General features: G+C 72.6%; 21 protein-coding genes and 1 pseudogene. 6 read left to right on the forward strand and 16 right to left on the reverse strand.

The annotated features are described in order from the left end of the window. Nucleotides 1–26: 26 nt before the first annotated feature. The 12 genes and pseudogenes from ruvA to pgsA all read right to left on the reverse strand — a co-directional run bounded on the left by ruvA (nucleotide 27) and on the right by pgsA (nucleotide 11,347). Nucleotides 27–647 (reverse strand): Holliday junction branch migration protein RuvA, encoded by a 621-nt coding sequence (ruvA, locus tag ABD832_RS33565; RefSeq protein WP_344903656.1) that lies wholly within the window; start codon nucleotides 645–647, stop codon nucleotides 27–29. Further along, the gene (gene ruvC, locus ABD832_RS33570) at nucleotides 644–1,240 is read right to left on the reverse strand and encodes a crossover junction endodeoxyribonuclease RuvC (RefSeq protein ID WP_344904464.1); all 597 of its coding nucleotides are present in this window, start codon (nucleotides 1,238–1,240) and stop codon (nucleotides 644–646) included. The genes ruvA and ruvC overlap by 4 nt, the downstream gene beginning before the upstream one ends. Before the next feature lie 120 nt (nucleotides 1,241–1,360). Continuing rightward, complete coding sequence (locus ABD832_RS33575) at nucleotides 1,361–2,614, reverse strand: GNAT family N-acetyltransferase (RefSeq protein WP_344903659.1); 1,254 nt, start codon at nucleotides 2,612–2,614, stop codon at nucleotides 1,361–1,363. An 85-nt stretch (nucleotides 2,615–2,699) separates the two neighbouring features. Next, nucleotides 2,700–4,085 carry a cation:proton antiporter gene (locus ABD832_RS33580; RefSeq protein ID WP_344903662.1) on the reverse strand — a complete coding sequence of 462 codons (1,386 nt, stop codon included), beginning with the start codon at nucleotides 4,083–4,085 and terminating at the stop codon, nucleotides 2,700–2,702. A gap of 85 nt (nucleotides 4,086–4,170) precedes the next feature. Next, nucleotides 4,171–4,923, reverse strand: coding sequence for a YebC/PmpR family DNA-binding transcriptional regulator (locus tag ABD832_RS33585; RefSeq protein ID WP_344903665.1), 753 nt, complete (start codon nucleotides 4,921–4,923; stop codon nucleotides 4,171–4,173). Nucleotides 4,924–4,926: 3 nt separating this feature from the next. Further along, on the reverse strand, nucleotides 4,927–5,517 hold the full coding sequence (gene pdxT, locus ABD832_RS33590; RefSeq protein WP_425582706.1) for a pyridoxal 5'-phosphate synthase glutaminase subunit PdxT: 591 nt from the start codon (nucleotides 5,515–5,517) through the stop codon (nucleotides 4,927–4,929). 238 nt (nucleotides 5,518–5,755) lie between these two features. Then, the gene (gene pdxS, locus ABD832_RS33595; RefSeq protein ID WP_344903671.1) at nucleotides 5,756–6,670 is read right to left on the reverse strand and encodes a pyridoxal 5'-phosphate synthase lyase subunit PdxS; all 915 of its coding nucleotides are present in this window, start codon (nucleotides 6,668–6,670) and stop codon (nucleotides 5,756–5,758) included. A 152-nt stretch (nucleotides 6,671–6,822) separates the two neighbouring features. After that, nucleotides 6,823–7,842, reverse strand: a complete 1,020-nt coding sequence (locus tag ABD832_RS33600) for a DUF3048 domain-containing protein (protein ID WP_344903674.1) — start codon at nucleotides 7,840–7,842, stop codon at nucleotides 6,823–6,825. 105 nt (nucleotides 7,843–7,947) lie between these two features. Continuing rightward, nucleotides 7,948–8,484, reverse strand: coding sequence for a LemA family protein (locus ABD832_RS33605; RefSeq protein ID WP_344903677.1), 537 nt, complete (start codon nucleotides 8,482–8,484; stop codon nucleotides 7,948–7,950). 230 nt (nucleotides 8,485–8,714) lie between these two features. Next, nucleotides 8,715–9,806: pseudogene (locus tag ABD832_RS33610) on the reverse strand (glycosyltransferase family 4 protein); the annotation flags it as partial. Further along, the gene (locus ABD832_RS33615) at nucleotides 9,803–10,717 is read right to left on the reverse strand and encodes a phosphatidylinositol mannoside acyltransferase (RefSeq protein ID WP_344903680.1); all 915 of its coding nucleotides are present in this window, start codon (nucleotides 10,715–10,717) and stop codon (nucleotides 9,803–9,805) included. The pseudogene ABD832_RS33610 and the gene ABD832_RS33615, both read right to left, overlap by 4 nt. A gap of 12 nt (nucleotides 10,718–10,729) precedes the next feature. After that, a complete protein-coding gene (pgsA, locus tag ABD832_RS33620) occupies nucleotides 10,730–11,347 on the reverse strand; it encodes a phosphatidylinositol phosphate synthase (protein WP_344903683.1) in 618 nt (205 codons plus the stop codon). A gap of 349 nt (nucleotides 11,348–11,696) precedes the next feature. On the opposite strand from pgsA, the gene ABD832_RS33625 reads away from it, so the two are divergent. From ABD832_RS33625 to ABD832_RS33635, 3 genes are all read left to right on the forward strand, one after another. After that, nucleotides 11,697–13,829 carry an elongation factor G-like protein EF-G2 gene (locus ABD832_RS33625; protein WP_344903686.1) on the forward strand — a complete coding sequence of 711 codons (2,133 nt, stop codon included), beginning with the start codon at nucleotides 11,697–11,699 and terminating at the stop codon, nucleotides 13,827–13,829. Nucleotides 13,830–13,991: 162 nt separating this feature from the next. Then, the gene (locus tag ABD832_RS33630) at nucleotides 13,992–15,623 is read left to right on the forward strand and encodes a glycoside hydrolase family 10-like protein (RefSeq protein ID WP_344903689.1); all 1,632 of its coding nucleotides are present in this window, start codon (nucleotides 13,992–13,994) and stop codon (nucleotides 15,621–15,623) included. Nucleotides 15,624–15,754: 131 nt separating this feature from the next. Further along, nucleotides 15,755–17,842, forward strand: a complete 2,088-nt coding sequence (locus ABD832_RS33635) for a hypothetical protein (RefSeq protein ID WP_344903692.1) — start codon at nucleotides 15,755–15,757, stop codon at nucleotides 17,840–17,842. Here ABD832_RS33635 and ABD832_RS33640 read toward each other — a convergent pair. Beyond that, complete coding sequence (locus ABD832_RS33640) at nucleotides 17,785–18,336, reverse strand: HIT family protein (protein WP_344903695.1); 552 nt, start codon at nucleotides 18,334–18,336, stop codon at nucleotides 17,785–17,787. The genes ABD832_RS33635 and ABD832_RS33640 overlap by 58 nt on opposite strands. 181 nt (nucleotides 18,337–18,517) lie before the next feature. Between ABD832_RS33640 and ABD832_RS33645 the strand changes: the two genes are divergently transcribed. Continuing rightward, on the forward strand, nucleotides 18,518–19,282 hold the full coding sequence (locus tag ABD832_RS33645; RefSeq protein WP_344903698.1) for an Asp23/Gls24 family envelope stress response protein: 765 nt from the start codon (nucleotides 18,518–18,520) through the stop codon (nucleotides 19,280–19,282). Between the two features lie 143 nt (nucleotides 19,283–19,425). On the opposite strand, the gene thrS is transcribed toward ABD832_RS33645, so the two are convergent. Further along, nucleotides 19,426–21,393 (reverse strand): threonine--tRNA ligase, encoded by a 1,968-nt coding sequence (gene thrS / locus ABD832_RS33650; RefSeq protein ID WP_344903701.1) that lies wholly within the window; start codon nucleotides 21,391–21,393, stop codon nucleotides 19,426–19,428. 154 nt (nucleotides 21,394–21,547) lie between these two features. Between thrS and dapD the strand changes: the two genes are divergently transcribed. Both dapD and ABD832_RS33660 read left to right on the forward strand, forming a co-directional pair. Continuing rightward, complete coding sequence (gene dapD, locus ABD832_RS33655) at nucleotides 21,548–22,525, forward strand: 2,3,4,5-tetrahydropyridine-2,6-dicarboxylate N-succinyltransferase (RefSeq protein WP_344903704.1); 978 nt, start codon at nucleotides 21,548–21,550, stop codon at nucleotides 22,523–22,525. A 163-nt stretch (nucleotides 22,526–22,688) separates the two neighbouring features. Beyond that, nucleotides 22,689–23,357 carry a hypothetical protein gene (locus ABD832_RS33660; protein WP_344903707.1) on the forward strand — a complete coding sequence of 223 codons (669 nt, stop codon included), beginning with the start codon at nucleotides 22,689–22,691 and terminating at the stop codon, nucleotides 23,355–23,357. 174 nt (nucleotides 23,358–23,531) lie between these two features. On the opposite strand, the gene ABD832_RS33665 is transcribed toward ABD832_RS33660, so the two are convergent. Together ABD832_RS33665 and ABD832_RS33670 are read right to left on the reverse strand one after the other, a co-directional pair. Further along, nucleotides 23,532–24,431, reverse strand: coding sequence for a TIGR03564 family F420-dependent LLM class oxidoreductase (locus ABD832_RS33665; RefSeq protein WP_344903710.1), 900 nt, complete (start codon nucleotides 24,429–24,431; stop codon nucleotides 23,532–23,534). Nucleotides 24,432–24,539: 108 nt separating this feature from the next. Further along, nucleotides 24,540–25,202 carry a potassium channel family protein gene (locus tag ABD832_RS33670; protein ID WP_344903713.1) on the reverse strand — a complete coding sequence of 221 codons (663 nt, stop codon included), beginning with the start codon at nucleotides 25,200–25,202 and terminating at the stop codon, nucleotides 24,540–24,542. Nucleotides 25,203–25,240: the final 38 nt, after the last annotated feature.

The raw sequence follows: 25,240 nt of genomic DNA on the forward strand, positions 1-25,240 counted from the left end.
GCCTTCCCTCGCCGGCCACAGGTCCGTCATCGCACGCTCAGCACCCGCAGGGCGGCCTTGAGCAGGGCCGCCACCGGCGGGGTGCGGCCCTCGGCCAGCGCCGTGTCGGCCTGGGGCGTGACCGCGGCGACGGCCTCGTCGGCGTCGCGGGCCGAGTAGCCGAGCCCGACCAGGCCGGAGTGGACCTGGTCGCGCCAGACGGGCACCGGGGCGTCGCCGTTGAGCGCGGCGGTGACGGCCTCCTCGGGGGTGCCGAGCTTGTCCTTGAGGTCGACGATGATCCGCTGGGCACCCTTGGGGCCGACCCCGGGGACCCTGGTCAGCGCCTTGACGTCGGCGGCGGCCACGGCCATCCGGAGCGCGTTGGGGGTGTGCACCGCCAGCATCGCCAGCGCGACCTTGGGGCCGACCCCGCTGGCCGCCTGGAGCATCTCGAAGATGCCGCGCTCGTCGTCGGTGGCGAAGCCGAAGAGCGTCAGCGACTCCTCGCGGACCACCAGCGAGGTGGCCAGCCGGGCCTCCTCGCCCTGCCTGAGCGTCGCCAGCGTCGTGGGGGTGCAGTGCACCCGGACGCCGACGCCCCCGACCTCGACGACCGCACCGTCGGGCGCGATCGCGGTCACCTGTCCCCGCACCGAGGCGATCACGTGCTGGTTCCTCTCGAGTATCCGGCCGTCCCGCCCCGGCCGCGGAAGTAGGCCGCGGCACTCGTCCTCGGGCCGCTCGCCGCCCTGGCCTTGGCCGCGGCCTCGGCCAGCCTGTTCTGGGCGCCGCCCCGCCAGACGTGGCAGATGGCCAGGGCGAGCGCGTCCGCGGCGTCGGCGGGCTTGGGCATGGCGTCCAGCCGGAGCAGGCGGGTGACCATCGTGCCGACCTGCTGCTTGTCGGCCGTGCCGCTGCCGGTGATCGCGGCCTTGACCTCGGACGGCGTGTGCAGCGCCACCGGCAGCCCCCGGCGGGAGGCGCAGAGGATCGCCACCGCGGAGGCCTGCGCGGTGCCCATCACGGTCCTGAGGTTGTGCTGGGCGAAGACCCGCTCCACGGCCACCGCGTCGGGCTCGACCTCGTCGAGCCACTGCTCGATGCCGGCCTCGATCGCCACCAGCCGGGCGCCGATCTCGTCGTCGGCGGGGGTGCGGACCACCCCGACCCTGACCAGGTTCAGCGGCGCCCCGGGCCGCCCCTCGACCGCGCCGAGCCCGCATCGGGTCAGCCCGGGATCGACCCCCATCACCCGCAGCTCGGGCACCCGCACCGACACGCCTCCGCTCGCCGAACACCTGTTCGGTGGCAGACTCTACCGCGTGCGGGCACGGCGCGCACGGCTCTCGCGGGCCCGGCGCCGGGTGTCAGCCGGGTGTCAGAACGCGTCGAGCATGTACGGGGTGGCGCGGAAGGCGGTCTCCAGGGCGCCGAGGACGCCGGAGGCACCCGGGACATCCGGGGCATCCGGGGCACCGGAGGCACCGGAGGCGTCCGGGGCACCGGAGGCACCGGAGGCGTCCGGGGAGGCGGGGCCGCGGGGGACGGTGAGCGTCCCCGAGCGGTGCAGGGTGGCCGCCGGGACGCCCGCGAACAACGCGGAGAAGCCCCCGGCGGTGAGGACCGGCACGGAGCCGGGCGGGGCCTCGGCGGGACGGGCCTCGCCGGTGCCGCCGCGGACCGAGAGCCGCCAGGCGCCGGAGTTGGCGGGGCGGTGGGGATCCTCGACCCGGACGACGGTGTCGAGGGTGACGCCGTCGGGGAAACCCCGGCCGGCGACGGCGGCGGGCAGGTCGATCACCCGGAACATCCAGCGGGTCTGGGTGACCTCGTCCTTCTTGCGTTCGCCGATCAGCCAGAAGACCGGGTCGTCGGGGGCGACGATCGCGCGGACCGACGTGGCGATCGAGGACGAGGAGCCGACCAGCGACCACAGGGTGCGGGCGGTGGCCTCGGAGCCGGCCAGCAGGGTGTCGACCTCGATGTCGTCGCCGTCCCAGCGGTAGATCACGAACCCGTCGCCGGCCAGGTAGAGGAAGTCGTCCTCCTCCTCCAGCCACAGGCGCCAGGTCCGCTCGTCCCAGCAGATCGGGCCGGAGGCGCGGGCGCCGGCATGCACCCGTCCCATGATCTCGATCACCTCGGCGGCGTCGCCGGGGCCCATCCGGCGGACCGCGGACCGCTCGGCGGGCCCGATCGCGCGCAGCGCCTCGGCCGGGAAGGTGGCCCGGTGCAGGGCTCCGGCGTGTTCCCAGCCGAGTGAGCGGTAGACGCGGGTCGCGGCCGGATAGAGCGCCGAGACCGGGTGCCCCAGCTCGGCGCAGCGGTCCACGGTGGCCCGCAGGAGCATGCGGCCGACGCCGCGCCCGCGGTCCTCCGGGGCGACCGTCACCGAGGCGACGCCGCCCATGGAGATCGGCCTGCCGTGCCACCACTGGGTGAAGTCGTTGATCCTGCTGGTGGCGATCAGGCGGGGACCGTCGGCGACGCCGAGATACCTGCCGGCCTCCAGGACCGGGACGACCTGTGCCCGCCAGTCCTCCAGGTCACCGGCCGGGATGATCCCGAAGGCGCGCCTTCGGTTGTCGAGCACCGCGTCGAGGTCGTCGGCGGTCAGGGGACGTATCTCCACGAGCGGACAAGATAGTCGGCCGCGTTCCCGCCGGGCCAGCCCTTTTCGCCGGCCCCTTCCCGCCCCTTCTCCGGTCCCGCCGCCCTCAGAGGTGCTGGGTGGCGGGGTCGGCGTCCCGGGCGCGGCCGGCCCGCTCGCGGAGCCGGTCCAGGCGGGTCATCACCGGCGTGGCCGAGATGCCGTGCACGACCAGGGAGGCCAGCACCGTGAAGGCGACCACCGCCCACAGCTCCGCGGCCGGTACGCCGAAGTCGGCCTGGCCGAGGGCGTAGGCGAGGTAGAACAGCGAGCCGATGCCGCGGATGCCGAAGAACGCGGTCGCGATGCGCTCGCGCGGGCCGGCTCGTCCGCCCAGCTCGGCCAGCCATCCGGTCAGCGGCCGGATCACCAGGATCAGCAGCAGGCCGACGGCGGCGCCCCGCCAGGTGAGCGCGTTCAGCCCGCCGGTGGCGACGAACCCGCCGAGCAGCACGATCAGCCAGGCGGTGAACAGCCGCTCGATCTGCTCGATGAAGCCGTGCAGCACCCCGTTGTAGCCGTGGTCGCGCTCGGCCGCCCTGATCGTGCAGGCGGTCACGAACACCGCGATGAAGCCGTACCCGTGCACCAGCTCGGTCAGGCCGTAGGCCAGGAACGTCGCGGCCAGCGCCACGAAGCCGTCGCGGTGCTCGGCCAGCCGCAGGTCGGAGGCGCGGGCGCGGAAGAAGAGCCGTCCCAGCAGCTTGCCTATCAGCAGGCCGCCCACCACACCGGCGCCGCACCGGTAGAGCACGTCCACCAGCGCCCACTCGCCCAGCCAGCCGGCTCCCCCGCTGACGGCCAGCGCGATCGCGGCGTACACCAGGGGGAAGGCCAGGCCGTCGTTGAGACCGGCCTCGGAGGTGAGGGTGAAGCGGACCTCGTCGTCGTCCTTCTCCGCGGCGCCGTCCTTCGCGTCGTCGTCCTTCTCCGCGTCGTCGTCGTCCTTCTGCGCGTCGCGAGGCTTCCCCTGGCCGCCGGGCTTCTCCGACTCCTCGGCCTCGTCCGAGTCGACGGGCTCGCCGACCTGCACGTCGGAGGCGAGCACCGGGTCGGTCGGGGCGAGCACGGCGCCCAGCAGCAGCGCCGCCGCCAGCGGCCAGCCGAGCAGGCCGTAGGCGGCGGCGGCCACACCCAGGACGGTCAGCGGGAGCGTCCAGCCCAGCAGGCGCCAGGTCGAGGACCAGGAGCGCCGGCCGAAGGGACGGTTGATGGCCAGCCCGGCGCCCATCAGGGAGATCAGCACGCACACCTCGGTGGCGTGCTCGACCATGGCCCGGTGGGCGATCGGGTCGGCGTCCGGGAGATCGAGCGGCAGTACGTACAGGAGAACGCCGAACAGCAGGCAGGCCAGCGGAAGGGAGAAGGGACGTCGGTTCAAAAGCTGCGGCATGGTGGCCGCGAGCAGCGCGGCGACACCGGCCACGGCAAAGATCAGATCAGGATTGCCCATCGTCCGCGTGATATGCCCCTGGTCAGAGGGGCAAACCTCGCAGATGACATGAGATCAACCGAAAATCACCGGACGGCGGGAGCCGTCAGGCGTCCAGCTTCTCCATGACCTCGTCGGAGACGTCGAAGTTGGCCCAGACGTTCTGCACGTCGTCGCTGTCCTCCAGGGCGTCGATCAGCCGGAAGACCTTGCGTGCGCCGTCCTCGTCGAGCGGGACGTTCAGCGTCGGCATGAAGCCCGACTCGGCCGAGTCGTAGTCGATCCCGGCGTCCTGCAGGGCCTTGCGGACCGGGACGAGGTCGGTGGCCTCGGAGACCACCTCGAACTGGTCGCCCAGGTCGTTGACCTCCTCGGCGCCCGCGTCCAGCACCGCCGACAGCACGTCGTCCTCGCCCAGGTCGCCCTTGGGGACGAGCACGACGCCCTTGCGGTTGAACATGTAGGACACCGATCCGGGGTCGGCCAGCGAGCCGCCGTTGCGGGTCAGCGCGACACGGACCTCGGAGGCGGCGCGGTTGCGGTTGTCGGTCAGGCACTCGATCAGCACCGCGACGCCGCCGGGGGCGTACCCCTCGTACATGATGGTCTGCCAGTCGGCGCCGCCGGCCTCCAGGCCGCCGCCGCGCTTGCGGGCGCGCTCGATGTTGTCGATCGGCACCGAGTTCTTGCGCGCCTTGGTGATGGCGTCGTACAGCGTCGGGTTACCGTCGGGGTCGGGGCCGCCCGTCCGTGCCGCCACCTCGATGTTCTTGATGAGCTTGGCGAACAGCTTGCCGCGCTTGGAGTCGAGCGCGGCCTTCTTGTGCTTCGTCGTCGCCCATTTGGAGTGGCCGGACATCGCCTAGAGCTCCCTCACCATCTCAGCGAAATATGAATGCACGCCGACATCCCCGGTGATCTCCGGGTGGAAGGACGTGGCGAGCAGCGGTCCCTGACGGACCGCGACGATCCTATCCCCAGGTTCGGCCAGCGCCAGCACTTCGACCTCCGAACCCACGGATTCCACCCAGGGTGCGCGGATGAAGACCGCCCGCATCTCCCCCCGGCCGGCGAAGTCGACGTCGGCCTCGAAGGAGTCGACCTGGCGGCCGAAGGCGTTGCGGCGGACGACCATGTCGATGCCGCCGATCGTCTGCTGGCCCTCGATCCCGTCCTCGATCCGGTCGGCCAGCATGATCATGCCGGCGCAGGAGCCGTAGGCGGGCATGCCGGCCTTGATCCGCATGCGGAGCGGTTCGAGCAGCTCGAAGGTCTCGGCGAGCTTCCACATCGTGGTGGACTCCCCGCCCGGCACGACGAGGCCGTCGACCTCCTCCAGCTCCCGGGGCCGCCGCACGGCGACCGCCCGGGCGCCCACGGCCTCCAGGGCGTGCATGTGCTCGCGCACGTCGCCTTGGAGCGCGAACACGCCGATCGTGGGGGCGTTGGTCACCATGGTCCTTCCAGAGCGGGTGGGTGCCTCTTCAGGGTACGACCAACGCCTGGATCATCCCAAAACGACCTTTCGCCGCCCCCGCCGGGGTTCCGGTGGGGGCGGGGCGGGCCGCCCCGGGCGTCCGGGACGGGGCCGCGCGACGATCGGCGGTCACATCCGGCCGGCCGGTGCGGGGCCGTACGGAGGGCGGCCGCACCCGGCCGATCCGTCCGTACGGCGCGGGACCGTGCGGGGTCTACCAGCCGCGCTCGGCCAGGCGGTGCGGGGCCGGGATCTCGTCGACGTTGATGCCCACCATGGCCTCGCCCAGGCCGCGGGAGACCTTGGCGATGACGTCGGGGTCGTCGTGGAAGGTGGTGGCCTTGACGATGGCCGAGGCCCGCTCGGCCGGGTTGCCGGACTTGAAGATGCCCGAGCCGACGAACACGCCCTCGGCGCCGAGCTGCATCATCATCGCCGCGTCGGCCGGGGTCGCGATGCCGCCCGCGGTGAACAGCACGACCGGCAGCTTGCCGGCCCTGGCGACCTCGGCGACCAGCTCGTAGGGGGCCTGGAGCTCCTTGGCCGCCACGAACAACTCGTCCTCGGGCAGCGAGGACAGCCGCTTGATCTCGCCGCGGATCTTGCGCATGTGCATGGTGGCGTTGGACACGTCGCCGGTGCCCGCCTCGCCCTTGGAGCGGATCATCGCCGCGCCCTCGGTGATGCGGCGCAGCGCCTCGCCCAGGTTGGTCGCGCCGCAGACGAAGGGCACGGTGAAGCGCCACTTGTCGATGTGGTTGGCGTAGTCGGCCGGGGTGAGGACCTCGGACTCGTCGACGTAGTCGACGCCGAGCGACTGCAGGACCTGGGCCTCGACGAAGTGGCCGATGCGGGCCTTGGCCATGACCGGGATCGAGACGGCGGAGATGATGCCGTCGATCATGTCCGGGTCGCTCATCCGGGAGACGCCGCCCTGGGCGCGGATGTCGGCGGGCACCCGTTCGAGCGCCATGACGGCGACGGCGCCGGCGTCCTCGGCGATCTTTGCCTGCTCGGCGTTCACGACGTCCATGATGACGCCGCCCTTGAGCATCTCTGCCATGCCGCGCTTGACCCGGGCGGTTCCGGTGACGGTGGTCTCGCTGACTTCGGGCGTGCTGCTGGACACGGGCTCTACCTCACGACGTCTGGCTGCGGGGCACGGGCCGCCCCGGAGGGCGACCGCTGACGCCTCCATCGTAGGCGCAGGGCGGCCTCTCCCCTCACATGCCACCTTGTCACTGTCGGCGGACCGTCTTGGACATCCTGTAAGGGTCGCCGTCAGGGGATGACGGGCTTGGCCGAGGCCAGCACGACCCAGACCTGTCCGGGGGCGAAGTTCATCGGGTCCCCGGCCTCGGTGGTGAAGACGGTGCCCTGCTTCTCCGAGGGCCGTGACCAGCGGGCCTTGAACGCCCGGCCGTCGCGCAGCACGACCGCCCTGCCCTTGCCGGTGGTGTGCACCAGCGGGGTGTAGCTCTGGTTCTTGTCGTGGAACTGCGAGCGCTCGGTCCTGGTGTACTGCACGACGATCGTGGGGGCGCCGAGCTGGCCTCCCTCGGCGGCCATGTTCTTCTTGCCGTCCTGCCAGATCAGCCATTTCTCCGCCGCCTGGGACCAGACGAACCCGAAGCGGGCCGCGGGGTAGCGCACGGTGTAGGTCTTGCGCGGCACGCCCCCTTCCGGGGCGTCGCCGAAGGTGAACCCGATGTCCTTGGCCTTGGACGCCTTGGGCGCCCCGGCCAGCAGCCGCCGGGTCTCGGCGAAGAGGTTGTAGGGGGCGAAACGGCCGGGCTGGCGGAAGTAGGCGCCCGGCTGCCTGCTGTCGGAGACGTCGAACAGCGGCGCCTCGGCGATGAAGGGGAGCATCTTGGTCTGCGCGCCCGAGTAGGCGAAGGCGGGCCTGCCGAACTGCGGGACGATGTGCAGGTCGGAGATCCGGGCGCTGCGGACCGGGCCGACCTTGGCCGGGAGCTTCGAGGAGAAGATCGCCATCAGGCGGGTCAGCCCTGCCTCGACCTGCTCGACGTAGACGACGTCGGCGCTCTTGAGGCCGAGCTGCGGCTTGCCCGCCCCGGTGTTCTCGATCTTCACCGCGACCACCGGCCTGCGGGCCGCGCCCGGCATGCCGGTGAAGGGGTGCGTCGGCTCGGGCTCGGGGGTCGGGGTCGCGCTGGGCTCGGCGCCCGAACCCTGGGCGTTGCCCGCGGGGGCCGCCGGCTCGTCGGAGGAGCAGGCGGCGGCCGGCGCGAGGAGCGCGACTCCCGCCACCGCGGCGGTGATCATCCGGGGCACCCGCACGACTCGTCTCCTCCAGGTAGGCCTCTGGCACGAACGCCATGAGCCTACCGGTGTCCGACTTATCAGATACGCGGGTTTATGCACCGCCTATTAGGCATATTCGGGCTATTCGGCGGCGAGCGCCTTGGGCGGCGCGTCGTCGATCTCGAAGAACTCCGGGTAGGCGGTGTGCCCGGCCAGCCGCAGCGTGCGGGCCAGCGGGCGGCGCTGCGCCGTACGGGTCACGCCCACCGCGTTGTTGTAGAACCGGCGGGCGTAGAGGACCTTCGCCACCGCGGCGCCCAGCTCCTCCAGCAGATCGGACCCGGCCCGCGTGCCCACCAGCCGGTCCCGGAAGCGCTCCTGGTCGACGACGGCCCGCAGGGTGCGCGACAGGTCGCTCTCGGCGTGCTCGCGCTCCTCAGGGCCCGCGGTACGGGCCTCGTGGGCGGCGGCGGCCAGCACCAGGCTGGTCGCCGGGTCCAGCATCCGGGAGGCCGCCAGCTCCAGGCTGACGGCCGTCCGCCGCACCAGCGCGGCGTCCAGCGACTCGCGGGCCAGCTCCAGCCGGATGTGCAGCCGGTCCAGCCGGCCCGCCCGCCAGGAGACGTAGACGGCGAGGAGCACGACGAACGCGCCCACCACCAGGATCGTGGTCGTCACGCCGCGCCGTCGCCTTCGGTCGCCGTGCCGACCAGGGCGGCGCCCGCGGGCTGCCCGGCCCCGCCGGACCGGGGAGCGGCCACCGCCACGCCACCGGTGCCATCGGCGCCCGAGGCGTCCCCGGTATCCCTGACGTCCCCGGTGTCCCCGGTGTCCCCGGTGTCCCCGGTGTCCCCGAGGCTCTCGGCGTCCTCGTCGTCCTCCTGGACCCCGGTCGTGCTCGCCGTGCTCGCGACCGTCTCGTAGACCCTCAGCACGTCGCGGGCGACGGTGGACCAGTCGTACTTGCGCACGGCCTGGCGGGCCTCCCGCGAGAGCGTGGCCCGGCGCTCGGGGTCGTCCAGCAGGGCGGCGGCCTCGCGGGCCAGCGACGCCGCGTCGCCCGTGGTGAACAGCGCCCCGGCCCGGCCCTCGTCGAGCACCTTGGCGAAGGCCGGGATGTCGCTCGCCAGGATCGCCGCCCCCGCCGACATCGCCTCGGTCAGCACGATGCCGAAGCTCTCGCCGCCCAGGTTGGGCGCGCAGAAGACGTCGACCGTGTGGTAGGCGCGGACCTTGTCCTCCTCGCTCACCATGCCGAGCAGCCCGATCCGGTCGTGGTAGGCGGCCGGGACGCGCTCCAGCACCTCGGCGGCGTCCCCGGGGCCGGCCAGCAGCAGGCGCAGCGCCGGTCGTTCGGCGGCCAGCAGGGTGAAGGCCTCCAGCAGCACCGGAAGGCCCTTGCGCGGCTCGTCCATCCGGCCGAGGAAACCGATCACCTCGCCCTCGTCCCAGCCGGGCAGCGGCTCACCCTCGGCGTAGCGGCCGACCGCCACCCCGTTGGGGATCAGCACGGCGTCGCCGCCCATGAACTCGACCAGGGTCTTCCTGGCCGCGTCGGAGACGGCGATCCGGCCGGTGATCTTCTCCAGCGCGCTCATGATGATCGCCACCCCGGCCGAGAAGGACCGGGAGTTGCCGTAGGAGGCGTGGAAGGTGGCCACGATCGGCCCCTTGGCCACCCAGCAGGCGAGCAGCCCGAGCGACGGGATGGCCGGCTCGTGCACGTGCAGCACGTCGAAGCGGCCCTCGCGCACCCAGCGCCGTACCCGGTTCGCCGACAGGAACCCGAACGACATCCTGGCCACCGACCCGTTGAAGGGCACCGGGACGGCGCGGCCGGCCGAGGTCACGTACGGGGGCAGCGGGGCGTTGTCCGCCGCCGGGGAGATCACCGAGACGTGGTGCCCGTCGGCCATGAGCGCCTCGGCCAGGTCGCGGATGTGCACCTGGACGCCGCCGGGCACGTCCCAGGTGTAGGGGCAGACGATGCCGATCCTCATGCCCTGGGCTCCAGGTCCTCGAGCCAGAGGCGCTGCAGCATGTGCCAGTCCTCGGGGTGCTCGGCGATGCCCTTCTCGAAGACGGTGGCCAGGCTCTGCATCGCCGCGGCCACCCTCTCCTTCCTGTCGCCCTCGGCCGGGATGGCGATCTCGTCGTAGAACTGCAGTCCCCAGCCGGACTCGGTGAAGTAGGGCAGGGCCGGGATGAGCGGGGCCCCGGTGTGCACGGCCAGCAGGCCGGGACCGGCGGGCATCCGGGTGGCCGAGCCGAAGAACTGCACCTCGACCCCCTTGGCCGTCAGGTCCCGCTCGGCCGGCAGGGCCACCGGCAGGCCGGCGCGCAGGCGCTGCGCCAGGGTGCCGAAGGTGTGGCCCTCCCCGCCGGTGAGCGGGAGCACCTCCATGCCCAGGCCCTCGCGGAAGGCGGTGTAGCGGTGGAAGAGCGACTCGGGCTTGAGCCGCTCGGCGACCGTGGTGAACGGGTGGCCCGTCCCGGCGAACCAGGCGCCGGCCTGGTCCCAGTTGCCCGTGTGCGGCAGGGCCATGACCACTCCCCGGCCCGCGGCCAGGTGGTCGTAGACCGTCTCGGCCCCGGCCACGCGCATCCGGGAGGCGATCTCCTCGACGGACATCGAGGGCAGCCGGAACACCTCGTGGAAGTAGCGGAAGTAGGAGCGCATGCCGGCGCGGCTGAGCTCCCGGATCGCCGGGTCCGAGGGCGAGGTGCCCTTGACGCGGGCGAGGTTGGCCTCCAGCCTGAGCACGGACTTGCCCCGGCGCTTCCACAGCCGGTCCGCGGCGACGCGGAAGGCGGCGGCGGTGAGCCGCTCGGGCAGGCGGGGGACGACCGTCCAGCCGGCGCCGAACGCGGCCGCGACGAGACGATCCTGGAGGGAGGGCGTGTCGGTCATCGATCTTTCCGATCAGCGGAGGGTGCGGGGCGGGGCGGAGACGGCCTGCCGGCGCACGTGCAGCAGGCGCTGGCCCACGGTGACCGCGCTGGCCACGGCGAGCAGCCAGAGTCCCACGGGCAGGATGTACGGCACGCCGAGACCGCCGAGCCCGGTCGAGACCAGGCCGACGACCAGGCGTTCGGGCCGCTCGGCGAGGCCGACGTCGCACGTCATGCCCAGCGCCTCGGCCCTGGCCTTGACGTAGGAGACCACCGCGCCCGCCGCGAGGCAGAACAGCGCGACCCCGGCCAGCACCGGCTGGTCGCTCACGATGAACCAGCACACCAGCCCGGAGAAGATCCCGGCGTCGCCGACCCGGTCGAGGGTGGAGTCCAGGAAGGCGCCCCAGACGCTCCCCGGGCCCGTCATCCTGGCCATCACCCCGTCCAGGAGGTCGGCCAGCACGAAGAAGGTGATCACCACCGTGCCGACGAACAGCTGGCCCCTGGGGTAGAAGAACAGGGCCGCGGCGACGGTCCCGAGCGTGCCCGCCGCGGTGACCGCGTTGGGGCTGACCCCATGACGGGTGAGGGCCCGGCCCAGCGGGGTCAGGACTCGGGTGACGGCGGGGCGCAGAAGTTTCAACATCGCGCTCCGATCGTAGGCCAACCGGCCTGCACCCGCGCTACGGCCACCCGATGATCACCTGCCGGCCGGGCGCCGTCGCGGCGACGGCCGCGGGACGTCCACGGGACGGCGGCACGGGTGGCGGCGCGTCGGCCGGGACACGTGCCGGAGTCGCCCGGTCATCCGTACGAACCGGATCAATAGCGATTCGATCTTCTTCTTGCAAGAGGATCGCCTTACCCCTCTTGTGATATTCGCCACATGGGTATTTGGTGAACAGACCGCGTCCGTCGGCGTACGGGCGCGGCTGCGACCCCCGGGGTGTGGCCCCACCGGGCCGTGCTCCTTCGGCAACGACGCGGGAGGCGATGTGGCGGAGAGAACATCCGGCGGAGCAGCGGGAGCCGCGGGGAGGGCACCCGCGGCCGACCGGCCGGACATGATCAGAAATGTCGTGCTGGTCGGCCATTCCGGTGCCGGGAAGACCACCCTGGTGGAGGCCCTGCTGGAGGCGACGCGGACCGTCTCGCGGCCGGGCCGCGTCGAGGACGGCACCACCGTGAGCGACTTCGACGAGGTCGAGGTGCGCCAGCAGCGCTCGGTGAACCTCACCGTGTCCCCGGTGGTGCACAACAGCATCAAGATCAACCTCCTGGACACCCCCGGCTACGCCGACTTCGTCGGGGACCTGCGCGCCGGGCTGCGCGCGGCCGACGCGGCGCTGTTCGTGGTCTCGGCCTGCGACGGCGTGGACGGCCTGACCAGGATGCTCTGGGAGGAGTGCGCCGCGGTCGGCATGCCGCGCGCCGTGGTGATCACCAAGATGGACCACCAGCGGGCCGACTTCGAGGCCGCCCTGACGGCCTGCCAGGACGCCTTCGGCGACGGGGTGTCCCCGCTGTACCTGCCGGTGGTGACCAACGGCCGGGTGAACGGCCTGATCGGGCTGCTGAGCCAGAAGTTCTACAACTACGCGACCGGCACCCGGACCGAGAACGCCCCGGGCCCGGCCTACGCCGACCAGATCGAGCTCTACCGCGGCGCCCTGATCGAGGGCGTCATCCAGGAGAGCGAGGACGAGTCCCTGATGGACCGCTACCTCTCCGGCGAGGAGATCGAGACCAAGGCCCTCGTCGAGGACCTGGAGAAGGCGGTCGCACGAGGCGGCTTCCACCCGGTGCTGGCCGCCGGGGCGGGAGTGGGTGCGACGGAGATCCTGGAGCTCGTCACCCAGGGGTTCCCCTCCCCGCTCGAACACCCGGTGCCCGAGGTCGTCACCCTCGACGGCACCCCCGTCCCCGGCATCGTCTGCGACCCCGAGGGCCCGCTGGTCGCCGAGATCGTCAAGACCACCAGCGACCCGTACGTGGGCCGGATCAGCCTGGTCCGGGTCTTCTCCGGCACCCTGCGCCCCGACATGACCGTGCACGTCTCCGGGCACGGCCTGGCCGACCGCGGGCACGAGGACCACGACGTGGACGAGCGCATCGGCGCACTGTCCTGCCCGCTGGGCAAGCTCCAGCGCACCGTCGCCACGTGCGTGGCCGGGGACATCGTCGCGGTCGCCAAGCTGTCACGCGCCGAGACCGGCGACACCCTCTCCGACCGGGAGAACCCGCTGCTGATGACGGCCTGGACGATGCCGGAGCCGCTGCTGCCGGTCGCGATCCAGCCCCGGTCCAAGGCCGACGACGACAAGCTCGGCCAGGCGCTGCAGCGGCTGGTCGCCGAGGATCCGACGCTGAGGCTGGAGAACAACCCCGAGACCCGCCAGCTCGTGCTCTGGTGCATGGGCGAGGCCCACGCCGACGTGCTGCTCGACCGGCTGAGCAGGCGGCACGGCGTGGAGGTGGAGAAGGTCGAGCTGCGGGTGCCGCTGCGGGAGACCCTGGGCGGCAGCTGCCGGGCGCTGGGCCGCAACGTCAAGCAGACCGGTGGCCACGGCCAGTTCGCCGTCTGCCACCTGGAGGTCGAGCCGCTGCCCTCCGGCGGCGGCTTCGAGTTCGTGGACAAGATCGTCGGCGGGGTGGTGCCACGCCAGTTCATCCCCTCGGTGGAGAAGGGCGTGCGCACCCAGATGCAGCGCGGGGTCGTCGCCGGCTACCCCATGGTGGACGTGCGGGTGACCCTCTACGACGGCAAGGCCCACTCGGTCGACTCCTCCGACATGGCCTTCCAGATCGCCGGGGCGCTCGCGCTCAAGGAGGCCGCCGCCAAGGTGCCCACCCTGCTGCTCGAACCGGTCGACGAGATCGGGGTGCTGGTCGCCGACGAGCACGTGGGCGCGGTGATGTCCGACCTGTCCTCGCGCCGGGGCCGTGTGCTGGGCACCGAGCCGGTGGGCGCGGGCCGCACCCTGGTCAAGGCCGAGGTGCCCGAGCTGGAGATCACCCGCTACTCGATCGACCTGAGGTCGATGTCGCACGGCACCGGCACGTTCCGCCGGACCTTCCTGCGCTACGAACCGCTCCCGTCCCACCTGGTGGAGAAGGTCACCGCCTGAGGCCGCGGGAGGCGTGCGCCGGACGGGCCGCCCGGTTCCGGGCCGGGAACGGGCCCCGTCCGGCACATGCCTCCCACCCCGCACTTCCGTAACGAAGTCATCACGAAACGATTTCTTTTTTCTGGCCGGAGCACACCGGTCCGGATGCCAGACTGAGGAATCATGCGAAACGGACGCCCTCTGCTGGCCGCTACCGCACTCGCCGTTCTGACCACCGGCGCCGCCTACACGTTCGGCCCCGAAGCCCCGCCCGGCCGGGCCAGGACCGCCGAGCGCGCACCGGCCGGGACCGGCGCGGACGGCACCGCCGACGCGAAGGGGGCCGCGCGCGCCACCGACGGGGCGACGACCACCGCCTCGGCCTCGGCGCGCTGCGACGTCGACCCCAGGTATCCCAAGCGCCAGCTGCGCGGGATCTGGATCGCCACGGTCAAGAACATCGACTGGCCCTCGCGGACCGGCCTGTCGGTCGCCCGCCAGCAGGCCGAGTACGTCAGGATCCTCGACAACGCGGCCAAACGGCGGTTCAACGCGGTGTTCGTCCAGATCCGCCCCGCCTCGGACGCGCTGTACCGATCGTCGCTGGAGCCGTGGTCGCAGTACCTGACCGGCACCGCGGGCAAGGACCCCGGCTGGGACCCGCTCCCCTTCCTCATCGCCGAGGCCCACCGGCGCGGCATGGAGTTCCACGCCTGGTTCAACCCCTACCGGGCCTCCTACGACGGGAACCTCGCCGCGCTGCCCGCGGGCCACCCTGCCCGGCGGCACCCCGGCTGGATCGTCAAGTACAACGGCCTGGCCTACTACAACCCCGGCCTGCCCTCGGTCCGCGAGCACGTCACCAAGGTCGTCACGGACGTGGTGACGCGCTACGACGTCGACGGCGTCCACTTCGACGACTACTTCTACCCCTACCCCGCCGCGGGCGCCACGTTCGACGACCGCGCCGCCTTCGCGAAGTACGGCAAGGGCAAGAAGCTGGCCGCCTGGCGCCGCTCCAACGTCAACACGCTGATCGCCCAGGTCGACGAGGCCGTGCACGCGACCAGGAACAGCGTGAAGTTCGGGATCAGCCCGTTCGGCATCTGGCGCAACAAGGCCCAGGACCCCACCGGCTCGGCCACCGGCGGCATGTCCGCCTACGACTCCATCTACGCCGACGCCCGGCACTGGATCCGCAAGGGCACGGTCGACTACGTCATCCCGCAGCTGTACTGGCCCCGCGCCTTCGCGATCGCCGACTACGACGTGCTGATGCCGTGGTGGGCGAACGAGGTCAAGGGCACCGGCGTCCAGCTCTACATCGGCCAGGCCCTGTACCGGGTCGGCACCACCGACACCCCCGCCTGGACCAGGCCCGGCGAGCTGCCCTCCCACCTGGCCCGCAACCGCGCGTACCCGCAGGTCTCCGGCGACGTCTACTTCAGCGCCAAGCAGCTGTCCACCAACCCGCTGGGGGTGCTGGACCGTCTCGTCAAGAACCACTACTCGCGCCCGGCGCTGCTGCCGCTGATGAAGGACCGCGGCGGGCAGGCCCCGCCCAGGCCCTCCGACGTGCGGCTCCAGGGCACCTCGCTCGGCTGGAAGGGCTCGGCCGGGGCCCGCTCGTACGCGGTCTACCGGATCGCCTCGGGAAAGCCCGGCGAGTGCGCCACCGCCGACGCCCGCAACCTGATCGCGGTCGTGCCCGCGGCCGCCGGGGAGCGCCAGACCCTCACCGTTCCCGGTGGCGGTTCCTACCTGGTCACCTCGCTGGACCGGCTGCAGAACGAGAGCGAGCCGAGCGGGACCTGAGCCCGGCCGCCGCCCGGCCCCCCCCGGCTGGACCCGGGCGCGATCTTCCCCTACGGTGCCAGCCTTGACCGAAGCTGAAGGGGAGGTCGTTCGTGAAGCGGACGCTTGTCGCGTTTGCGGTGGTATTGGGCATGTTGTGGCCAGGGGCCGCGCACGCCGCCACGCAGGCGGACGAACGGGTGATGCTGATCGGCGTCCCCGGCCTGCGGTGGAGCGATCTCGGTCCCGACACCACCCCGAACCTGTGGCGGCTCGCCGGGCGGAGCGCCGTCGGATCGCTCTCGGTGCGCACGGTCGGGCGGGTGACCTGCCCCTACGACGGGTGGCTGACGGTCTCGGCCGGGGTGAGGTCGGCGGTCGGCTACGGCTGCGGCCTGCCGCCGGTGCCCGAGCCCTCCGGCACGGGCGCGGTCATCCCCGACTACGGCTACCTGCACGAGGTCGCCGGGCAGCGCTACGCGGGCGCCCTGGGCGAGGCCGTGCGCGTCGCCGGGCAGTGCACGCTGGCGATCGGCCCCGGCGCCGCGCTGGCCCTGGCCGACCGCTCGGGCCGCGTCGGCGTGTACGCCCCCTCCCCCGAGCAGATCCCCTCCGGGGCGCTGACCAGGTGCCGGGTGATGGCCGCCGACGTCGACGACCTGATCAGGCCGTACGTGACCGGCGGGCGGCTGCCGGCGGACGGGGAGCCGCTCGGGCCGCAGCAGCGGGCGGCGGCGCTGCGGCTGGCCGACGCCAAGGCCGGAGCGGTGCTGAGCGTGCTGCCCCGGGAGACGATCGTGCTGCTGGCGGGCCTGTCCGACCACGGCGGCGACCCGCACCTGCGGGTGGCCATGATGAGCGGCGAGAACGGCGGACGGCTCCCCGGACACTTCCTGGGGGCGGCCTCCACCCACCGCGACGACATCACGATCCTTCCGGACGTCACCGCGACCATGCTCTCCCTGGCCGGGGTGGCGACCCCCCCGGCGGTGATCGGGGTGCCCTGGCAGGCGAGCGAGCGGCGTACCGGAGGCGTCGAGGCGGCGCGGGTGGAGCTGGACCGGGCCGACGTGGCCGGGCAGACGATCAGGCAGGCGGGCGGGGTGTTCTTCACCACGGTCGCCGTGCTCCAGGTCGCCTTCTACCTGGCCGCCTTCCTGCTGCTGCGCCGCGGGCGCGGCCTGACCGCCATCCGGGTGGCCGCGGTGGCGCTGGCCTCGGTGCCCGTCTCGACGTACCTGGTCAACCTGGTCGGCTGGCACCGCACGGGGACCCCGGTCCTGGCGCTGGCCGGTGGGATCGTCGTCTCGGCGCTGCTGCTGGCCGCGGTGGCGCTGGCCGGTCCCTGGCGGCGCGCCCCGCTCGGCCCCCTGGCGGTGGTGGCGGGCGTGACCGCGGCGGTGCTCGCCGGTGACCTGCTGACCGGGACGACGCTGCAGCTCAACAGCGTGATGGGCTACAGCGCGGTGGTCGGGGCCCGCTACTACGGGCTGGGCAACATCCCCTTCGCGCTCTTCGCCACCTCGGTGCTGCTGCTGGCGTCCACGATCGCGCACCGGCTGACGCGCCGGGGCCGCAAGGGCACGGCGGTCGCCGTGGTGGCGGGCCTGGGCGGCTTCGCGATGATCCTGGGCGGCTGGCCCGGCGTGGGCAGCGACTTCGGCGGCGTGATCGCGTTCGTACCGGGCATCGCGGTGACCGCGATGCTGATCGCGGGCAAGCGGGTCTCGATCGTCAAGCTGGGCGCGCTCTGCGTGGCGGGCGGCGTCACCGTGATGGCCATCGCCTACCTGGACTACCTCCGCCCGCCGGGCTCGCAGACCCACCTGGGACGTTTCGTCGGCCAGGTGTTCACCGGCGAGGCCCTGGAGGTGATCGGCCGCAAGTTCGGCGCGATGATCGGCACGCTGCTCAACCCCAACCTGATGCCGGTCGTGATCGCCGCGGTGGCCTTCCTGGTGTACGCGCTGCTGCGGCCCGAGCAGGCGACCGCCGGGGTGCTGCCCGCGGCGTTCACACACTCCCCTGCGCTGCGGGCCGGGCTGATCGGCACCCTGATCAGCGGCGTGGTCGGCATGCTGGTCAACGACTCGGGCGCCGCGGTGCTGTCGATGGCGCTGGCGCTGGCGGTCCCGCTGACCCTCTCGGTGGGGATCAGGGCCCTGGGCGCCGGTGACCCGCCCTACGACGAGGCGGGCCAGGACCCGGCGAGCAGTTCCCTGGTGTCGCGCAGCAACTGAGGCAGGACCTTGGTCTGGCCGACCACGGGCATGAAGTTGGTGTCGCCGCCCCACCTGGGGACCACGTGCTGGTGCAGGTGGGCGGCGATGCCGGCGCCCGCCACACCGCCCAGGTTCATGCCCACGTTGAAGCCCTGCGCGCCGCTGGCCTTGCGCAGGGCGACCAGGGCCCGCCGGGTGAAGTCGGCCAGCTCCGCGGTCTCGGGCCCGTCCAGGTCGGTGTAGTCGGGGACGTGCCGGTAGGGGCAGACCATCAGGTGGCCGGAGTTGTACGGGTAGAGGTTGAGCAGCGCGAAGACCGACTCGCCCCGGGCCACGACGAGCCCGTCCTCGTCGCTCATCCGGGGGATCTCGCAGAACGGGCAGCCGTCCTCCGGGCCCGAGCCGCTCGGCTTGCTGGCCCCCTTGATGTAGGCCATCCGGTGAGGAGTCCAGAGTCTCTGGAACGCGTCCGGTGTCCCCGCCCCGTGCTGCGCCTCCGGCTCGTTGCTCATGGCCGCCAGCATATTGCCACCCCGATCCGGCCGGACTCGCGCCTCCCCGCCTTCCCTCCCCGCCGCCCCGCCCCCGCGGAGCCCGGGAGGCGCCTTCCCGCATGTCCCGGTATCAGCGGACGAATATGGAGGATTTCCGGCAGAATCCCCCTTCACCACCAACGACAGCCGAGGAGTACCCATGACCGACGTCTCCGTCGAGGAACCGACCGAGAAGACCGCGTCTCCCGCCGAGGCGAGCGGCAGGCCCGCCCGCCCGTTCTCCCTGAGCCTGTCCCTGTCCACCCCGGAGCCGTCGCAGCCGTCCCCGGGTGTGCCCGCGTCCTTCCGGGACGAGCCGGACGCCTCCCCCGACGAGCCCTTCCTGACCGTGGCCGAGGAGGACCCCTCCCCGGCGCCCTCGACGCCGTCCCCGGGGTCCTACGTGCCTTCCGTGTCCTCGTCGGGTGTGAAGGACGAGCCGCTCTCCGCGTCCCCCGGCGACGACGCGCCGGACGTCCCGGAGGCCCCGCCCCAGTCGGTCTCGGTGATCCCGGCGGCCCCGCCCGCGCCCTCCGCCGTGGCAGGGGCCGTGGTGAAGGGCCGGATCAAGGTGGCCGACGAGGTGGTGGAGAAGGTCGCCGCCCTCGCCGCGCTGGAGGTGGCGGGCGTGGCCGAGCTGCGCGACGAGGCCGGTCCGGCCGCGGAGCCGGTACACCGCCGGGCCGGAGCCGGCGTCAGGCGTGGCCCGCGGGGCGTCAGCGCGCACGTGCAGGACCGCACGGCCGCGGTGGACGTGACGATCGTGACCGAGTACGGGCACGTGGTGATGGACGTGGCCAACGAGGTCAAGACCAACGTGGCGCGGACGATCAGCCGGATGCTGGGCATGCGGGTCGTCGAGGTCAACGTCACCGTGGACGACGTCCGCCTGCCCGGTGAGACCGGCAGCACGACACCGGCCTGACCCGGCCGTCCGGGACGGCCGGGGATCCGGGACGGCCGGGACGTCCCGGCCGTCCGAGGGCCCTCCCGTCGAGAGCGCCGAGGGCCGGGAGGCTCAGACCCGGGAGGCTCGGACCCGGACGGGAGGATCAGACTCCGGAGGGCTCAGACCTGGGCGCGGCGTTCGATCGCGTCGACGATCTCCGCGAGCGCCTCGTCGACCGGCACCCCGTTCTTCTGCTCGCCGTTGCGGAAGCGGAAGGAGACCGCACCGGCCGCGATGTCCTCGTCGCCCGCCAGCAGCATGAACGGCACCTTGGACTTCTGCGCGTTGCGGATCTTCTTCTGCATCCGGTCGTCGGAGGCGTCCACCTCGATCCTGATGCCCCGGGCGCGGGCCTTCTCCGCGAGGTCCTGGAGGTAGGACACGTGGGCCTCGGCGATCGGGATGCCGACCACCTGGACCGGCGCGAGCCAGGGGGGGAACGCACCCGCGTAGTGCTCGACCAGGACGCCGAAGAAGCGCTCGATCGAGCCGAACAGCGCCCGGTGGATCATGACGGGCTGCTGCCGCGAACCGTCGGCCGCCTGGAACTCCAGGTCGAAGCGCTGCGGCAGGTTGAAGTCGAGCTGGATCGTCGACATCTGCCAGGTCCTGCCGATCGCGTCCCTGGCCTGGACGGAGATCTTCGGCCCGTAGAAGGCCGCGCCGCCCGGGTCGAGGACCAGCTCCAGGTTCTCCGACTCGGCGACCTCGCGCAGCGTCCGGGTCGCCTCCTCCCAGTCCTCGTCGCTCCCGACGAACTTGACCGGGTCCTTGGTCGACAGCTCCAGGTAGAAGTCGTCCAGGCCGTAGTCGCGCAGCAGGTCCAGCACGAAGCGCAGCAGCGACGCCAGCTCGTCGCGCATCTGCTCGCGGGTGCAGTAGATGTGCGCGTCGTCCTGGGTGAGGCCGCGCACCCGGGTCAGGCCGTGGATCACGCCCGACTTCTCGTAGCGGTAGACCGTGCCGAACTCGAACAGCCGCAGCGGCAGCTCGCGGTAGGAACGCCCGCGCGCCCGGAAGATCAGGTTGTGCATCGGGCAGTTCATCGGCTTGAGGTAGTACTTGGCGCCTTCCAGCTCCATGGGCGGGAACATGCCGTCGGCGTACCACTCCAGGTGGCCGGAGGTCTCGTACAGCTTCTGCTTGGTGATGTGCGGGGTGTTGACGAAGGAGTACCCCGCCTCCTCGTGGCGCCTGCGCGAGTAGTCCTCCATGGCGCGGCGGATCACGCCGCCCTTGGGGTGAAAGACCGGCAGGCCCGAGCCCAGCTCGTCGGGGAAGGAGAACAGGTCGAGCTCGGCGCCCAGCTTGCGGTGGTCGCGCTTCTCGGCCTCCTCCAGCAGGTGCAGGTACTCGTCCTGCTTCTCGCGCGACTCCCAGGCGGTCCCGTAGATCCGCTGGAGCTGCGGGTTCTTCTCGCTGCCGCGCCAGTAGGCGCCGCCCGAGCGCATCAGCTTGAACGCCGGGATGGACCGGGTGGTCGGCACGTGCGGGCCGCGGCACAGGTCCTTCCAGCGCAGCTCGCCGCTTTTCGCGTCGAGGTTGTCGTAGATGGTCAGCTCCGCGCCGCCCACCTCGACGCTCTCCTCGTCGGCCGCCCCGCCCTTGAGGCCGATCAGCTCCAGCTTGTACGGCTCGGCGGCGAGCTCGGCGGTGGCCTCCTCGTCGGAGACGGGCCTGCGGGAGAACAACTGCCCCTGCTTGACGATCTCGCGCATGCGCTTCTCGATGCGCTTGAGGTCCTCGGGGGTGAACGGGTCCTTGACGTCGAAGTCGTAGTAGAAGCCGTTCTCCACCGGCGGGCCGATGCCCAGCCTGGCCTCGGGGAAGATCTCCTGGACGGCCTGGGCCATGACGTGCGCGGCGGAGTGGCGGACGATGGCGCGCCCGTCGGGGCTGCCCGCCTCGACCGGCTCGACCACGTCGCCGTCGGCCACCCGGGCCGCGAGGTCCTTGAGCTCGCCGTTGGCGCGGGCGGCGACCACGGAGCGCCCGTCGGCCTCCAGCGCCTCGCCGTACGTCGTGCCCTCCGCCACCACGCGCGCGGTTCCGGCGAGGGTGATCTGAAGTTCTGGCACGGCGGACACGGTTGCTCCCGAGAGGACGTCGTCGGATGTGACGAAAGCTGTAGGGAGTCGATGCTACCGGTGCCGGGGACGCCTTTTCCCGGCCCTGCCGGCGTGGTGCCGGCGCTCCCTCGGCGTACCGCCGTGGCGGTGGCTCTGGCTAGGCTTGGCCGATGTGAACGCAGCAGCCCAGACCTCCGGCGCGCACGCGGCCGGCATCGCGACCATCACCTCCGGCGGGACCGTGCTCGACACGTGGTTCCCGTCCCCGCAGCTGGGCGAGCCCCCCTCCCCCGGCACCGTGCGGCTGACCGAGCGGGAGGCCGCCGAGGAACTCGGCTCCGGGGTCGCCGCGCTGCTGGGTCCCGACGAGGACCGCGGCGTGGAGGTGGTGGCGGTACGGACCGGCATCACCAAGCTGTCGGAGGCCCCCGCCGACACCCACGACGCCTACCTGCGCCTGCACCTGCTCTCGGCCCGTCTCGTCCAGCCGCACGGCCAGAACCTGGACGGACTGTTCGGCATGCTCAGCAACGTGGTGTGGACCAACCACGGCCCGTGCGCGGTGGAGGGCTTCGAGGAGGTGCGGCTCCGGCTGCGCGCCCGGGGCCAGGTGACCGTCTACGGGGTGGACAAGTTCCCCCGCATGGTCGACTACGTGGTGCCCACCGGGGTCCGGATCGCCGAGGCCGACCGGGTCCGCCTCGGCGCGCACCTGGCGAGCGGCACGACCGTGATGCACGAGGGGTTCGTCAACTTCAACGCCGGGACGCTGGGCGGCTCCATGGTCGAGGGCCGCATCTCGGCGGGCGTCGTCGTGGGCGACGGCTCCGACGTGGGCGGCGGCGCCTCGATCATGGGCACCCTGTCCGGCGGCGGCAAGCAGGTCATCTCCATCGGTCGGCGCTGCCTGCTGGGCGCCAACAGCGGCATCGGCATCTCCCTGGGCGACGACTGCGTCGTGGAGGCGGGCCTGTACGTGACCGCCGGGACCAAGGTGGCCCTGCCCGAGGGGCGGACGGTCAAGGCCGCCGAGCTCTCCGGCGCCTCGGGGCTGCTGTTCCGGCGCAACTCCACCTCCGGGGCGGTCGAGGTCGTGCCCCGCCAGGGCACGGGCGTGGAGCTGAACAGCATCCTGCACGCCAACGACTGAACACCGCGGCCCGGCTGGGGACGGGGCCGGCCGGGGACGCGACCGCCCGGGGGCCGTCCACGAGCCGGGCCCGCCGGGGCTCCGGCAGGGCGGGGCCGGGCCTGCGGAGACGGCCCTGTCCGAGAGGCCGGGAGAACACCATCGGGACACCGGAAGGGCGGAGATGACCGATCGACCGACCACCGAGAATGCCGAGGACGCCAGAAACGCTGAAGGCCCTGGAAGCGCCGAGGCCGCCGAGAGTGAGAGCCGCGCGGACGCGACGGCGCGGCTGATCACCGGGCTGTTCGCGCCGCAGGTGCTGGTGATCGTGCTGCCCCCGCTCGTGGGGCTGATGGCCGACGGCCCGGCAGGCGCGGCCTGGGGTCTGCTGGCCTCGGTCCTGTGCGGCGGGGTGCCGGCCGCGGTGATCCTGGCCGGGGTCCGCGCCGGGCGCCTGGACTCCCACCACCTGGTCGACCGGGCGAGCCGGACCGGGCCGCTGCTGGTGGCGGTGGCCGGGGTGGTCGTCGCGCTGGTGCTGCTGGTCCTGCTGGGCGCGCCCCGGCTGCTGGTGGCCACGGTGACCGCGATGCTGGCCGCGCTCGCGGTGACGGTCCCGATCACGCTCAGGTGGAAGATCTCCTTCCACGCGGCCGTGTCGGCGGGCACCGTGGTGGTGCTCGCCCGGGTGCTGCCCGCGGCGCCCACCCTGGTCGTGGGCGCTCTGGTGGTGGCGGCGATCTGCTGGGCACGGGTCCGGCTGACCCACCACACGCCCGCGCAGGTGGCCGCCGGAGCCGCCGTCGGCACCGGGACGGCCTGGGCCGCGCTGAGCGCCTTCGGCCTCTGAGCGGCACCGAACAGGGCCGGGCTGAGCGGGGACGATCGTAGCCGGGTGGCTGGGCGGGGCCGGGCAGGGCTGGACGCCTTCGGCCTCTGAGCGGGCCGGTCCTGCGGGACCGGCCCGTGCCACCCGGGGGTCAAACCCGGGGCCCTGAGGCCCCGGGATCGCGGGGACCCGGTCTCACAGCAGGCTCTTGAGGAACTCCCTCGTCCGGCCGTCGCCCGAGGAGTACTCGGAGGCGACGAAGTCGGTGACCCCGGCCTTGGCGAGCTCCTCGATCCGCGCCGACACCGCGTCCTCGTCGCCGACGATCGCCACGTCGGCGGGACCGGCCGCACCCTCCCGGTCGAGCACCGCCCGGTACGACGGCAGCTGACCGTAGACCTCGAAGCGCTCGGCGGCCAGCGCCCTGGCCGCGTCGGCGTCGTCGGTGACGCAGACGGGCAGCGCGCAGACGATCCTCGGCGCAGGCCGTCCGGCGGCCCGGGCCGCCTCGGTGACCGCGGGCGCCACGTGCTCGGCCACGGTCCTGGGACCGGTCATCCACAGCACCGTGCCGTCGGCCACCTCCCCGGCCAGCCTGAGCATCCTGGGGGCCAGTGCCGCGATGAGGACGGGCATGTCCCTCGGGCCGGGCGTGGTCAGCCCGAGCTTGCCGGTGAGGGTCTCGCCCTCGAAGTCGGCGTTCTCGCCCCGTACCAGCGGCATCAGGATCGACAGGTACTCGCGCATGTGGCGGGCGGGCCTGTCGAAGCTGTAGCCGTACATGCCCTCGATCACGATCTGGTGCGAGAGCCCGATGCCGAGCGCGAGCCGCCCGTCGAGGGCGGCGTTGGCGGTGAGGGCCTGCTGGGCGAGGGCGGCCGGGTGGCGCGGGTAGGTCGGGACGACGCCGGTGCCCAGTTCGATGCCGGGCACCTGGCTTCCGGCCACGGCCAGCGCGGTCAGCGCGTCGAGACTGAAGATCTGCGACATCCAGACGGAGGAGAAGCCGTCACCGGCCGCGCGGGCGATGCGCTCCCGCAGTCCGCCGAGTACGTCGGGTCCCTTGGGCTCGTTGATCATCAGTCCGAATCGCATCGCTACCGAACTCCATTCTAGTCGAGTCCGCCCAGTGTAGATCGAGGGTGGCGATCACACACCACCGCCGGGTCACCGGCCGTGCCCGCGACCGGCGTCGGGCAGGCGTCACAGGAGCTCGGTGAACCGCTCCACCTTCTCGATCCGGCCCGCGATCACGATGATGTCCCCGTACCCCAGCACGGTCCCGGCGTCGGCGTAGGTGAACTCCTCGTGCTCGCCCTTCACGCAGACGACGGTCACCTCGTACTTGCGGCGCAGGTTGGACTCGCCCAGGGGCACGCCGACGTACTCGCGGGGAGGACGGGTCTTGACCAGCGCGTAGTCGCCGTCGACCTCCATGTAGTCGAGCATCCGACCGTTGAGCAGGTGGGCCAGCCGCTCCCCCATGTCGTGCTCGGGCAGGATCACGTGGTGGGCCCCGACCCGCTCCAGGATGCGGCCGTGATCGCGGCTGGTCGCCTTGGCCCAGACGTCCTCGATCTCCAGCTCGACGAGCAGGGACGTGGTGAGGATGCTGGACTCCAGGTCGGTGCCGATGGCGACGACCGCCCGGTAGAAGTCGGGCACCCCGATCTGCCGCAGCGCCTCGATGTCGGTGGAGTCGGCGACGACCACGTGGGTGAGCTTCGCCGCCATGCTCTGGACCACCTTGGGACGGTTGTCGATGGCGAGCACCTCGGTCCCCCGGCGGCACAGCTCCATCGCCAGGGAGCCGCCGAAACGGCCGAGCCCGACGACCACCACCGGATCGTTCCTTCTGTCAGCCAACGACCGTCCTCTTCCGGGAGTCCGCAGCACGGCGGTCC

Source organism: Streptosporangium longisporum (assembly GCF_039534895.1).
GTDB lineage: Bacteria > Actinomycetota > Actinomycetes > Streptosporangiales > Streptosporangiaceae > Streptosporangium > Streptosporangium longisporum.

Excerpts from the sequence above, each read along its gene's own strand:
- ABD832_RS33580 (WP_344903662.1), bottom strand. The coding sequence starts at position 4,085 with ATGGGCAATCCTGATCTGATCTTTGCCGTGGCCGGTGTCGCCGCGCTG.
- ABD832_RS33585 (WP_344903665.1), bottom strand. The coding sequence starts at position 4,923 with ATGTCCGGCCACTCCAAATGGGCGACGACGAAGCACAAGAAGGCCGCG.
- ABD832_RS33615 (WP_344903680.1), bottom strand. The coding sequence starts at position 10,717 with ATGACCGACACGCCCTCCCTCCAGGATCGTCTCGTCGCGGCCGCGTTC.
- pgsA (WP_344903683.1), bottom strand. The coding sequence starts at position 11,347 with ATGTTGAAACTTCTGCGCCCCGCCGTCACCCGAGTCCTGACCCCGCTG.
- ABD832_RS33630 (WP_344903689.1), top strand. The coding sequence starts at position 13,992 with ATGCGAAACGGACGCCCTCTGCTGGCCGCTACCGCACTCGCCGTTCTG.
- ABD832_RS33635 (WP_344903692.1), top strand. The coding sequence starts at position 15,755 with ATGTTGTGGCCAGGGGCCGCGCACGCCGCCACGCAGGCGGACGAACGG.
- ABD832_RS33640 (WP_344903695.1), bottom strand. The coding sequence starts at position 18,336 with ATGAGCAACGAGCCGGAGGCGCAGCACGGGGCGGGGACACCGGACGCG.
- ABD832_RS33645 (WP_344903698.1), top strand. The coding sequence starts at position 18,518 with ATGACCGACGTCTCCGTCGAGGAACCGACCGAGAAGACCGCGTCTCCC.
- ABD832_RS33660 (WP_344903707.1), top strand. The coding sequence starts at position 22,689 with ATGACCGATCGACCGACCACCGAGAATGCCGAGGACGCCAGAAACGCT.
- ABD832_RS33665 (WP_344903710.1), bottom strand. The coding sequence starts at position 24,431 with ATGCGATTCGGACTGATGATCAACGAGCCCAAGGGACCCGACGTACTC.